The sequence below is a fragment of the Corynebacterium sp. HMSC069E04 genome (assembly GCF_001813175.1).
In the GTDB taxonomy this organism is placed as follows: Bacteria; Actinomycetota; Actinomycetes; order Mycobacteriales; family Mycobacteriaceae; genus Corynebacterium; species Corynebacterium aurimucosum.
The window spans coordinates 1-215 of record NZ_KV811651.1 but is presented as its reverse complement, the minus strand read 5'-3'; the positions used below and the strand labels follow the sequence as shown (position 1 = coordinate 215).

Annotated in this window: 2 tRNA genes; both read left to right on the top strand. The window is 53.0% G+C overall.

Going from position 1 to position 215, the window contains the following annotated elements:
* The first annotated feature begins 3 nt into the window (after positions 1-3).
* A tRNA-Gly gene (locus HMPREF2896_RS03845) sits at positions 4-79 on the top strand.
* Positions 80-141: 62 nt separating this feature from the next.
* Positions 142-213, top strand: a tRNA-Val gene (locus HMPREF2896_RS03840).
* Positions 214-215 lie beyond the last annotated feature (2 nt).

Below are 215 nucleotides of genomic sequence, written 5' to 3'. Positions count from 1 at the left end.
AATGCGGATGTAGCGCAGTTGGTAGCGCATCACCTTGCCAAGGTGAGGGTCGCGAGTTCGAGTCTCGTCATCCGCTCCAGGACTTTCTTGAAGTCAAGGTCACTTGGCTAGGTTCAAGTAAGAGTCTTGATAAATGCATAGGCGCGATTAGCTCAGTGGGAGAGCGCTTCCCTGACACGGAAGAGGTCACTGGTTCAATCCCAGTATCGCGCACA